Here is an 11,950-nt window from a genome sequence, read left to right on the forward strand (position 1 = left end):
ATTAGTTAGATTTTTTACTAGTACTGATAGCGAGCTTCGGTGCACCAATAAAATAGTTTGTCTCTTGTCCAAATTAAAATTAAAAATAGACTTCTCATAACATAGTATTTAATTCAAATCGTAATAATTCCTATTTATTTAAATTTGTGCATAAAAAAAGTCCCCTTTCTTTGCAAAACACAAAGAAAGGAGATTAAATTTACAAACCACAAAATCTGTTCAATTTTCATAGAAGAATAACATATGATAAATTTTAGTATTCCTATATATTCATTCATTGATATTATTTATCTGTTTGGTCTTGCTTCTTTTTCAAATACTCCGCACGAATTTTTTCTAGCTGTTGCTTTTTATCAAATTGGGCAGGCTTGTTTTTTTCATGATACTTCGCCACTGCTGCCTGACCTTTGTTATCCAATTGATATTTCCCCACTTTGTTCACCTACTTTTCTTGTCTTTAAAGAGAATCTATTCAACAAATATAATTTAGCTTATTTTACTGAAGTAAACCTTTTTACTTTATTAGTGTACTCCCTAACCTTACAGATATCAGTAAAAACATGAAAAACTTATTTAAATATAAAATAATTCATCGCCAAATGGCATTCTTTTTACTTTTTGATCATGTATTTTGATCAAAATAAAAACCCCTTCTAGTTACTTGTTGCAAAATAACTAAAAGAGGATTTAATAATAGTTAGATTATATTACTTAACAATCCTATTCCCACTCAATAGTAGCAGGTGGCTTAGACGTAATGTCATACAGCACGCGGTTTACGTGTTTTACTTCGTTGACGATACGTACTGAGATTTTTTCTAGTACGTCCCAAGGGATGCGGGCCCAGTCGGATGTCATGCCATCGATGGACGTTACGGCACGGATGCCTACTGCGTAATCGTACGTACGAGCATCCCCCATAACACCTACTGAACGGATGTCTGGAAGTACACAGAAGTATTGCCAAATTTCACGGTCAAGACCGGCATTTTTGATTTCTTCACGCAGGATGTAGTCAGCTTCACGAAGAATGTCTAATTTATCTTCTGTGATTGCGCCAAGAACACGGATTCCTAAGCCAGGACCTGGGAATGGTTGACGCCATACGATTTCTTCAGGTAAGCCAAGCTCTAGACCTAAAGCACGTACTTCGTCTTTAAATAAAGTATTTAAAGGTTCAATTAACTCAAACTTCATATCCTCTGGAAGCCCACCAACATTGTGGTGAGATTTGATTGTTTGGGCTGTTGCAGTACCTGATTCAATAATATCGGTATAAAGAGTTCCTTGAGCAAGGAAGTCCATATCTTTTAATTTTGCAGATTCTTCGTCAAATACGTAGATAAATTCGTTACCAATAATTTTACGCTTTTGCTCTGGATCTGAGATACCCTCTAGTTTACTCATGAAGCGTTCACGAGCGTCGATTTTGATAACTTTCATATCGAAATCTTCAGTGAAGGTTTTCATTACTTGTTCAACTTCGCCTTTACGGTTTAAGTTGTGATCCACGAACATACAAGTTAACTGATCACCAATTGCTTTATGTATTAAAACCGCTACGACAGAAGAATCTACCCCACCGGATAATGCACAAAGAACTTGTTTGTCACCAACCTGTTCACGAATTTTATTCATTTCGATTTCGATGAAGTTTGCCATTGACCAGTCACCTTTAGCATGGCAAATATCAAATACGAATTGGCGTAAAATATCGTTACCGTATACAGAGTGACGTACTTCTGGATGGAATTGCACCGCATAGAAGCCGCGTTCAACATTTTGCATTGCAGAAATTGGGCAAGATGCACTTGTTGCAATCACTTCAAATCCAGCTGGTACTTCTGTTACAAGGTCACCATGACTCATCCAAACAACTTGTTCTTTTGGAAGCTCACCAAATAATTGGTTGTCAGCAGTAATATTGATTTGCGCTTTCCCATACTCACGATGGTCTGCACCTTCAACTTTACCACCTAAAGCATAAGACATTAACTGCATTCCGTAGCAAATCCCTAAGATCGGTAACCCTAAGTCAAAGATTGCTTCGTCTACTTTGAATGCTTTTTCATCGTATACAGAGTTCGGACCACCAGAGAAAATAATCCCTGTAGCGTTCATTTCTTTAATTTCTTCAGCCGTAATTGTGTGTGGATGTAATTCTGAGAAAACACCGAATTCACGAATTCTACGTGTAATTAATTGATTAAATTGGCTACCAAAATCGAGTACCACGATTTTTTCCTGTTCTTTTAACAATGGAGTCGTCACGCTATTTACACCTCTTCTAAATTTTAAAGGCTCTTGCTTCTTTGTAAAAAAACGCGTTCAAAAAGAAATCTTTCTGACGCGTTCATGGTTTGAAGACAAGGCGGATAGAGCGTATGCGCAAGGCATAGCCATACCCGCCCTCATAGATAAGTTATTTAAGGTAACTTAGTAGATACATCCGAACCCTATTATCGGACTTATATGAAGGCAGCCTAATTATATTTTTTCTAAATTCTACTCTTAATATAAGCTAAAATCAACTAGTTATCTGATTGATTAAATATTCCCAACTTTCTCTCATTTGCAGCACATTCACTGCCGAAGCATCTTTTGAATAGATTGTTTGCTCATAAGCAGCCGTTAACAGAGACATATGCCCATTTTCAAAGTAGGAATCCACTTCTTTTGCGAAGGCTTGCAGGGTTTGTCCTTCTTTACGTTTGAATCCTTTCATCTCTAAGAGCTTTAATAATTGTAAGAAAGAAGCCTCAAACCTAGATTCATTTAATTCTTTTCGTCTATATAGCTTTCCATATACTTTCGGCAACCATTTTCTGCGTATCTTATAGAGGATAAATGCTCCAACTAGAGCTAACAGTAAAATACCTATAAGGATATATTTATTTTGCTCAAAGAATTTCGCGATATTCTCAAAGAATTGACTTTCTTCGGCGGCTGTTTTTTTAGGCTCTGTTTCTTTTTCAATTTTTTCATCAGGCTCTGTTTCCTCTTCAACAGTTAGGACTTCTTCTTCATAATCATCTGTGCTTAAGTCATATTCAATCGAACGAGAATTGTTGAATCCAATCGTCGGCTCAAAATTCATCCAGCCAACATTCGGAATGTAAGCCTCTACCCAAGAATGGGCATCATTATTCGTAATTTGGTAGGTACTAGATGATCCATGATTATCGATTACATCTCCACCGGCAAATCCTTTTACCCATCTAGCTGGAATGCCTAACGAACGCAATAATACTACCATTGAAGTTGAGAAATTGTCGCAATAACCGATTTTCGTATCAAATAAAAATTGATCTACATAGTCTTGTTCTTCTGAAGGAATCGCTACATTATCCGTTTCATAACGAAATCCATTTTGCTTGAAATACATTTCGATTGCTCTTGCCTTGTCGTACGGAGTTTCTCTTATTCCCACAATCTCCGCCGCTAAATCTCTGACTCTAGTAGGCAATGTATCCGGCAATTGTAAATAACGCTCAAAAAGAACCGGATCTATCTCTTCAGTCGGATTCTTTAAAGTACTGTATAGATAAACTGGTTTACTATACTCTAATGTATAACCTGGCAACTCAGTTGGAGCACGGTCTACGTAAGTCACGATTTTCTCTGTATCCAATGACAACATGAATTCAAGATTTGGAAGTACCGATACCATTGCAGAGGTAACAGACTTCATACCATAAGGCTGGATAATAAAATCATATGGGTTTACCACTTCAACCGTAGCTGTTTTCGTATCTTCTTCAGGACCAACCGGCAAAGAAGTCTCTATAATCTGCTGATGCTCAAATACACTAAGCTCCCCTTGGAAGTAACCCGAATCCTCCCAGCCTTTGGATGTATATCGATCCTTTGTTTCTATACGCCAGTATTGCTTTGTTTCCGATTCAGCTAAAAACACAACTGTATCATCAGCAACAAATGAGCCACCCAGTCTACTATCATTTTCACCATAACCTACCTTTGAAATGCCCCCTCCATTAACCTCCGCGCCACCTTGCCCCGTTGCAGATTTAATAAACGGCACGGGATCTGGCCATTGAGGAGAGAATTTCGGTAGGTAAATCGCGATACTGCTCATCACAAAAACTAACAAAATAGCCGGTACAGCTAATTTGAGATATTTCTTCAAATCTAACGTAATATTTGCTTGTTTTAATAAACGCTTTACTAATAAAAAGACTGTTAAAGCTAAACCAAGCACCATTACTCGCACAATGGCAAATGACCCATCATATTCCGTGAAAGTATCAAGTGTTCCGACAAAGAATACTGTTAACAACAAGAAATAAAAAACACTCATTCGTACAACAATCCAGTGATGTATCAAATAAATTAACATCCAAATCAAGATAAAGAATAAGAATGTTCGGAACGGATTTGTGATATGTAGCCAATCTGCTCGCAAAACAGCTGCGATATTCGTTTGAAAATCGTTAAATAAAAAATCGATTCCCTCAGCTGATAAAACAAAGACTCCTCCATATACAAAAACGATAAACCAGATAATGTATGCGAATTTAATAAGTCCGGAAATTAAGAAGTGAATTTGAAATAAGCTAAGCACCAGACATAATGCTATAAATAGCATAATCAATTCCAAAAACCCCGTGTTTGTCAGCTCCATTACTGGAACAAGCCACTCTCGTAATATAAAGAATATAACAATATAGTAAATCGCTAATTCTATTAAACTAAAAGTTTTCTCCTTCACGGCTTCATCACCTCCGTGAATGCATTTTCGAATTGCTCCTCTGCAATATGAATCACCTTCACATTGGCTACACTTAAGCGTTTTTCTACCACTTTTTCATTCTTCCCAGAAACTACAAAACAAACAATACCTCGTGCAAATTTCGAGCTATTCACGAAGAAGTCCTTCAATTCCTTAGAAAGCTCTCCTGTAACTAGAACTAGTGTCGCTGCATTGATTAGTGCCATCTCATTTGCAAGAATAGCATCAATCGACTGCTTCGAATCCGGTTTTACCACCGCTAAATGCTGCATTACTTTTTCCAAACGACTTTGAGACTTCAGCTTCGGGAAAATCTCCCTCTTTTCTCCTGTCGATAAAAATGAAATATCACCATGATTTTTAATAACACTTTGCAGAATTGAAGCAGTTAAATCTACAGCATGTTCAAAATTCTTTTCCGAGGACTGGTCAATCGCAAGGAAAATATCCTGAGTTTGCCGATCTTCAAACTCCTTTGTCCGCAACGTTTCATTTTTCGCAAAGGATTTCCAATGAATCCAAGAATACTTATCTCCTGATTGGTAATCTCTTACTCCTGTTACTAGAGACGTATCCTTAACCATTGAAAAAGGTGCCGCTACTCCACCATGCTCAAATTGCATCTGTAATGGTTTATATTTAATTGTTGATAATTTTGGAAGGATGACCACTGATTTATCCTCTTCCACCACTTTTGTACGAATAGTCCATCCAAAAAAATCTGTAAAGGTAAATTGAATGCCCTGGAATTGCATTTTACCGCGTTTCATGTCGTTCAATTCATAGGACCATTCAAACTTTCTTTTCCAACCAACAAAATAGATTTGGTTATAGCGACCTTGATAATTACTCGAATTACGATCTATCCCAAGTTCTTGAACAGTCATAAATATCAGTGGAATCCATGTCTTATTTCGAAAGCTAACCGTTATTTTAGCCGAATCTCCACGATGGAGCTTAGAAGGCGTAACCTCACGACTTACCTCATATATATGAATCGGAGCAAATGCTAGTAGCAAGGAATAGAGCAGAAAGGGCGTAAGGGAATAAAATACAAACCAACTAACAAATCCCCCTTGAAACATCGCATAACTAAATGTGATAACTGCTAGTACAATGATGGCGATAAATCGCCCACCACCCTGCAGATAGTTTTTTAGCCTTTTCATTGCTCAGCATACCTTTTAATCGGGATAACTGACTTATTGATGATTCGATTGACTATATCCTCTGTTGTTACACCTTCATATCTTGCTTCTGGCTTTAAGATAATACGATGGCCAAATACAAATGGAGCTAGATACTGTACATCATCTGGCTTCACATAGTCACGATCCTGCATTTTTGCATAGGCTTGCGCTGCCTTCATCAAGGCGATAGATGCACGTGGACTTACACCTAAATACACTTCACTCACATTTCTAGTTGCTCTAGCAAGCTGAACAATGTAGCTCTTAATGGAGTCTTCAATATATACACTTCTCACTTCCTCTTGAAGCTCTAAAAGCTCCTCAAGGGAAATAACCGGTGACAAATTAACAATCGGTTCAGAATTCGCAGCGCGACGTAATACTTCCACCTCATCTTGCGCGGAAGGGTAGCCCATTTTTATCTTTAGTAAAAAGCGATCTAATTGGGCTTCCGGTAATGGATATGTACCTTCATATTCAATTGGATTTTGTGTCGCCATTACAAAAAACGGCTTTTTAATTTGCAGAGTTTCCCCTTCAATCGTTACAGAAGCTTCCTCCATACTTTCCAGAAGAGCTGATTGAGTTTTTGGAGAGGTACGATTTATTTCATCTGCTAAAATTATGTTTCCTATGATAGGTCCTGGTCGAAATTCGAACTGGAGGGTTTTCGGATTATAGATCGAAACACCAATCACATCCGACGGAAGTAAATCAGGTGTAAATTGAATACGTTTAAACTCCGCGCTTACTGATTTAGCTAACGCTTTTACCATCATCGTCTTTCCGACACCTGGTACATCCTCAAGTAAAACGTGCCCTCCCGACAGCAGTGCAACTACACTGAGCTCAGCTACATCACGCTTTCCTATCATTACTTTTTCTATATTCTCTATTATCGCCTTAACTTGTCTATGCACTAGTACCAATCCTCCAAAATTTCTAAAAATAGTCAGAATTTACACACATTATATATAAAGCATAAACTAAAAGTAGCAACGATTCCAATAATTCCACCGAAAAATTACCTAAAATTTTACAGAACTGTTTTCTCTTCAAATATTTACACAAAAAAAATGCCTCAATAGTCTATTGAGACACTATTACTATTAAATGGATGAGCGGTAAGCATGAATGCAAGTTACTTGTTTTCTAGCATTTTCTATTCGCTCAATATGCTTTTTCAAACGATTTTGCAACGAGGAAATTGACATAGCATCAAAATGCAGCCCATTTATAGCTATACTTTTCACATTCGTTTTTAGTACAACTCTTTTTGATGAAGCACTTTTTTCTCTTTGCTTTCTTCTTCTTCGATTTCTTTGCCCACCAGTATACTGGCTAAGCTCACCTTCTTGCATTACACGAAAAACCTGTTCATTCGAATGCAAATATTGCCTCGAGTTTCTAAAAATACTATCCTGACCAGCTAATACACGAGTAGTCCGCATTCACACTTACCTCCTTTTGTTAGATATAGTATGAGAATAATTTCACTTAGTCATTTACTATTTCCAAAACTCATCAAAAATTGTAATCGGCATATGACGTTTATGCTGAGTTTTTAAATAATGCCCTTCAATGATATTTCTTACATCATCCGGTACTTCTTTACCCTCTAAATAATCATCCAAAACATCATATGTTACACCTAATGCAGTTTCATCTGGCAATGCTGGTCGATCTTCCTCTAAATCAGCAGTTGGCGTTTTTAAGTAAAGGTGTGCAGGACAGCCTAAATGAGCTAAAATCTGCTTACCTTGGCGTTTGTTTAAGCGGAAAATCGGCGTTAAATCGACACCACCATCACCATATTTCGTATAGAAGCCTGTTATAGCCTCAGCTGCATGGTCTGTACCAACAACCACTCCATTATTCATGGCTGCAATCGAATATTGCACCTTCATACGTTCACGAGCCTTCTCATTTCCTTTTGCAAAATCACTCAAAGTAATTCCAGCTGCTTCTAAGGAAGCTACACTTGCATCAACCGCCGCTTTGATATTTACTTCAAGCGATTTTGTAGGTTGAATGAAAGCTAGAGCATCCTGACAATCCGCCTCGTCAGCCTGCACTCCATAAGGTAAACGGACAGCAATTGTGGAGTATTTCTCTTCGCCAGCTTCTTCATTCAGCTCGTCAACAGCGAGCTGAATAAGCTTTCCAGTTAAAGTTGAGTCCTGACCTCCACTTACTCCAATCACATAGCTTTTCACAAACGAATGCTTTTTTGCATACGCCTTTAAAAAGTCTACGGATTTACGTACTTCCTCTTGTGGATTAATCTCCGGCAATACCTTTAACTCTTCAATAATTTGTTTTTGCAATTCTTGCATGAAAAATCACTCCTTTAGAGATTTTCTTCGATATCATGAACCATATTACGAACCTCTTCAATGTTGCGCATTTTGTTATCCCAACATTTTTTACTTAGGTCAACCGGATACTCTTCTGGATTCATGGAACGCTTGTATTCATCCCATAATAGCTCTAAATTTTCTAATGCATACTGCTTCATTTCCCAAACGGAAGGACTATTATAAATTACCTTCCCTTCACTCACTACTTTTACATGCATTTCCTTTGCATCAAAATTCGTCACAAATTTCGAGATAAATGTATGCACAGGATGGAACATTTTAATGCGTTCCTGAACTTGAGGATTTTCATCAGCCATTACAATATAATCGCCTTCTGCTTTTCCATTTTCTCTATTAATAATTCGATAAACCTTCTTCAAACCAGGTGTAGAAACTTTTTCTGCATTTGCAGTAATTTTAATAGTATCTTCCATTTCACCTGCTTCATTTTCAATGGAAACCAATTTATAGACAGCACCTAATGCAGGTTGATCATACGCAGTAATCAGCTTTGTACCAATTCCCCAAGAATCTACCTTTGCACCCTGTGCTTTTAAATTTAAAATTGTATATTCATCTAAATCATTCGATACAATAATTTTGGCATCTGTAAAGCCTGCTTCATCTAACATACGCCTTGCTTCCTTCGATAGAAAAGCGATGTCTCCACTATCTAATCGAATGCCAACAAAATTAATTTTGTCGCCTAATTCCTTTGCAACACGAATCGCATTTGGCACACCTGATTTCAAGGTGTTATAAGTATCCACTAAAAATACACAATCCTTATGTCGCTTTGCATAAGAATGGAACGCCTCATACTCATTACGATACGCTTGTACCATTGCATGTGCATGTGTTCCAGAAACAGGTATATTAAAAAGCTTCCCTGCACGAACATTTGATGTAGAATCAAAGCCACCAATTATTGCCGCTCTAGAACCCCAAATAGCCGCATCCATTTCCTGCGCTCTACGCGAGCCAAATTCTGCTGAACCTTCATTTTTAATAATTTGCTTAATACGACTTGCTTTTGTCGCAATCAAGGTTTGATAATTCACAATATTTAAAAGGGCCGTTTCTATTAACTGCGCTTCTACAAGCGGCGCTTCAATTCTTAAAAGAGGCTCATTTGCAAATACAAGTTCCCCTTCTTTCACAGAATAAACAGATCCAGTGAAGGTTAGATTTTTTAAGTAGGCAATAAAATCATCTTTATAGCCTAGTTCTTCTGATAAAAATGCAATGTCACTTTCCGAAAAACGAAAATCCTTTAAGTATTGCAGAATTCTTTCCAATCCAGCAAACACTGCATATCCGTTTCCAAAAGGTAGCTTTCTAAAATATAATTCAAAAACAGCTTTTCGATTGTGGACGCCATCCGCCCAATAGCTCTCTGCCATATTGATTTGATATAAATCCGTGTGTAAAGTTAAGCTATCGTCAGCATAATTCGATTTCATATGATGCCCCTTCTTCCAGTTTCATAATTAGTCATAGTATACACTATTTAACAATAAATTAGAAAAACTCGGAATCAACCAAAGTTGGCCCTTCCTGGAGACGCTTCACTTTTCCTTAAATCTACAACCGATAGTTCCTTCAGCAACTATACTTTCAATTTTACCTCTTTTTTTGAACACCAGATAGAGATATGTCACATTTCATAACATCATTATCATCAATTTTACAAGTTCATAAAAGAAAAACAAATCATTAATTCCAAAATATAGCGTTTACATGATAAATAAATTCTGATATTTACTATCAATCTCTAAATACGTAAGAAAACCTAACGCAAATTTTTTAAAACCTATTGATTTTTTTGCTAATTCAGATTAATATGTTAGATATAGTAACACGAAGCTAATTGAGCTAAGAATACAATCCAGAAACTTCTTTTATAATTTCAATGAGATTACTTCTTAACAATTAACTTCAAGGAAAGTCTTTCTTTTCTCCTATTGTCGATTACTAGACTTGTTCCCCTTAGCAAGCTAGTTATCAATACCTTTTAGCTAACTCGTGCCCCCAAATCTTACGAGTTAGCTTTTTTTTGACGCTAAAAATAAAAAGAAACCTATTTTATCAAACTCAAAACCAGCGTTATAATATTGCTAAGCTTTACACATTAGGAGAAAAACCATGAAACAAACAAACGCTACAGCTATTAGATTTGAAAATGTCTCTTATGAAGTCGATGGAATATCCATACTAAATACTATTAACGGTTCATTTTATAAAGAGAAGATCACTACCCTTGTAGGTCCTTCTGGAGCCGGAAAAACCACACTATTAAAAATGTGCAACGGTCTTATTTCACCAAGTTCAGGAGAGCTATTTATAGATTCTACCCCTCTCTTTTCAATCAAGCCTACCACTCTCCGAAAAAACATAGGAATCGTTCTTCAAAACGCACCTATTATTCGCGGGACAGTGTTTGATAATATCGCTCTTCCATTTGCGCTGCAGCAGAAAAAATTAACTGAAAAAGAAGCGATTTTATTTTTAGAAGTTGTAGGACTTGAGCATACTTTTTTATATCGTCAAGCAGAGGAATTGTCGGGAGGACAAAAGCAAAAGGTAGCAATTGCGCGCACACTAGTAAATAAACCTAAAATCCTTCTACTTGATGAAATCACATCAGCGCTCGACCCTACTTCTGCCAGCGACATTGAAAAGCTTATTTTAAAAATCAACAAAGAATCCAAGGTAACAATCGTTTGGATTACACATAATATTGAACAAGCAAAAAAAATCGGTCACTTTACATGGATCTTAATGGACGGTCAATTATTAGAAAGTGGCGAGAGTGATATTCTAAGTACTTCAAGTAATGAAATGGTTCAACGATTTACGAATGGGGTATTGGAAAAATGACTTATACAACTCTCTCTTTAGCATTAGTTTTTGTCTTATTTCCACTTATCCTATCCAAAGCATTAAAGTTAGATTTAGAGAAAGATACAATCATTGCAACAATTCGTTCCATTGTTCAATTACTTGCAGTAGGATATGTATTAAAGTTTGTTTTTAACGCAGAAAGCTTTATCTATATTTTGTTAATGATTTCATTAATGATTCTAACTGCTACGTTAAACGCTCGAAAAAAGGGACAAGCTATTAAAGGCATCACTTGGAAGATTGCAGTTACCCTCGTTATTATAGAGGTTGTTACACAAGCCATACTTTTAGGCTTCAAAATAGTACCAGCAACAGCCCAATACATCATCCCAATAAGCGGTATGTTAATCGGTAATTCGATGGTACTCTCCATCCTGTTCTTAAACCGTTTTACAGCAGAAATCGAGTCAAGCCACGATCAAATCGAGCTTATTTTGTCCCTGGGTGGTACACCAAAGCAAGCAATTCATGGGCAATTAAAAAACGCTATACGGGCTAGTATGATTCCTACTATAGAAAGTCAAAAGACAATCGGGCTTGTTCAATTGCCCGGAATGATGAGCGGACAAATTATAGGCGGTGCAGACCCAGTACAAGCAGTTCAGTTCCAACTACTAATCATTTTCGCGCTACTTACTACCGCTGCTCTCTCTAGTATTTTAATCGGTTTTTTAAGCTACCCTTCCTTATTCAATGAGCGAATGCAATTGCTGCGAAAACTTAGCTAAATATCGAGCTTTAAGAAG

Annotated in this window: 10 protein-coding genes and 1 riboswitch; of the genes, 2 read left to right on the forward strand and 8 right to left on the reverse strand. The window is 36.9% G+C overall.

Annotation, left to right across the window (positions count from 1 at the left end; translation table 11 throughout):
* Positions 1-283: 283 nt before the first annotated feature.
* The 8 genes from LG296_RS17150 to LG296_RS17185 all read right to left on the reverse strand — a co-directional run bounded on the left by LG296_RS17150 (position 284) and on the right by LG296_RS17185 (position 9,763).
* Positions 284-418, reverse strand: a complete 135-nt coding sequence (locus tag LG296_RS17150; RefSeq protein ID WP_282433283.1) for a hypothetical protein — start codon at positions 416-418, stop codon at positions 284-286.
* Between the two features lie 302 nt (positions 419-720).
* Positions 721-2,271 (reverse strand): glutamine-hydrolyzing GMP synthase, encoded by a 1,551-nt coding sequence (guaA, locus tag LG296_RS17155; RefSeq protein WP_282433282.1) that lies wholly within the window; start codon positions 2,269-2,271, stop codon positions 721-723.
* Positions 2,272-2,394: 123 nt separating this feature from the next.
* A riboswitch (purine riboswitch) is annotated at positions 2,395-2,496 on the reverse strand.
* A gap of 31 nt (positions 2,497-2,527) precedes the next feature.
* Positions 2,528-4,729, reverse strand: coding sequence for a transglutaminase domain-containing protein (locus LG296_RS17160; protein WP_107936245.1), 2,202 nt, complete (start codon positions 4,727-4,729; stop codon positions 2,528-2,530).
* The gene (locus LG296_RS17165) at positions 4,726-5,919 is read right to left on the reverse strand and encodes a DUF58 domain-containing protein (protein ID WP_107936243.1); all 1,194 of its coding nucleotides are present in this window, start codon (positions 5,917-5,919) and stop codon (positions 4,726-4,728) included. Before LG296_RS17165 ends, LG296_RS17160 begins: the two co-directional genes overlap by 4 nt.
* Positions 5,916-6,860, reverse strand: a complete 945-nt coding sequence (locus LG296_RS17170; RefSeq protein ID WP_107936241.1) for a MoxR family ATPase — start codon at positions 6,858-6,860, stop codon at positions 5,916-5,918. The genes LG296_RS17165 and LG296_RS17170 overlap by 4 nt, the downstream gene beginning before the upstream one ends.
* Before the next feature lie 189 nt (positions 6,861-7,049).
* Positions 7,050-7,391 carry a hypothetical protein gene (locus tag LG296_RS17175; protein ID WP_107936239.1) on the reverse strand — a complete coding sequence of 114 codons (342 nt, stop codon included), beginning with the start codon at positions 7,389-7,391 and terminating at the stop codon, positions 7,050-7,052.
* 57 nt (positions 7,392-7,448) lie between these two features.
* On the reverse strand, positions 7,449-8,276 hold the full coding sequence (gene nadE / locus LG296_RS17180; protein ID WP_107936237.1) for an ammonia-dependent NAD(+) synthetase: 828 nt from the start codon (positions 8,274-8,276) through the stop codon (positions 7,449-7,451).
* 14 nt (positions 8,277-8,290) lie between these two features.
* A complete protein-coding gene (locus tag LG296_RS17185; RefSeq protein ID WP_107936235.1) occupies positions 8,291-9,763 on the reverse strand; it encodes a nicotinate phosphoribosyltransferase in 1,473 nt (490 codons plus the stop codon).
* A gap of 682 nt (positions 9,764-10,445) precedes the next feature.
* Between LG296_RS17185 and LG296_RS17190 the strand changes: the two genes are divergently transcribed.
* Both LG296_RS17190 and LG296_RS17195 read left to right on the forward strand, forming a co-directional pair.
* Positions 10,446-11,180, forward strand: coding sequence for an ATP-binding cassette domain-containing protein (locus tag LG296_RS17190; RefSeq protein ID WP_107936233.1), 735 nt, complete (start codon positions 10,446-10,448; stop codon positions 11,178-11,180).
* Positions 11,177-11,932: an ABC transporter permease gene (locus LG296_RS17195; protein WP_107936231.1), complete on the forward strand. Its 756-nt coding sequence runs from the start codon at positions 11,177-11,179 to the stop codon at positions 11,930-11,932. Before LG296_RS17190 ends, LG296_RS17195 begins: the two co-directional genes overlap by 4 nt.
* Positions 11,933-11,950 lie beyond the last annotated feature (18 nt).

This window comes from Ureibacillus chungkukjangi, assembly GCF_044795995.1.
GTDB lineage: Bacteria > Bacillota > Bacilli > Bacillales_A > Planococcaceae > Ureibacillus > Ureibacillus chungkukjangi.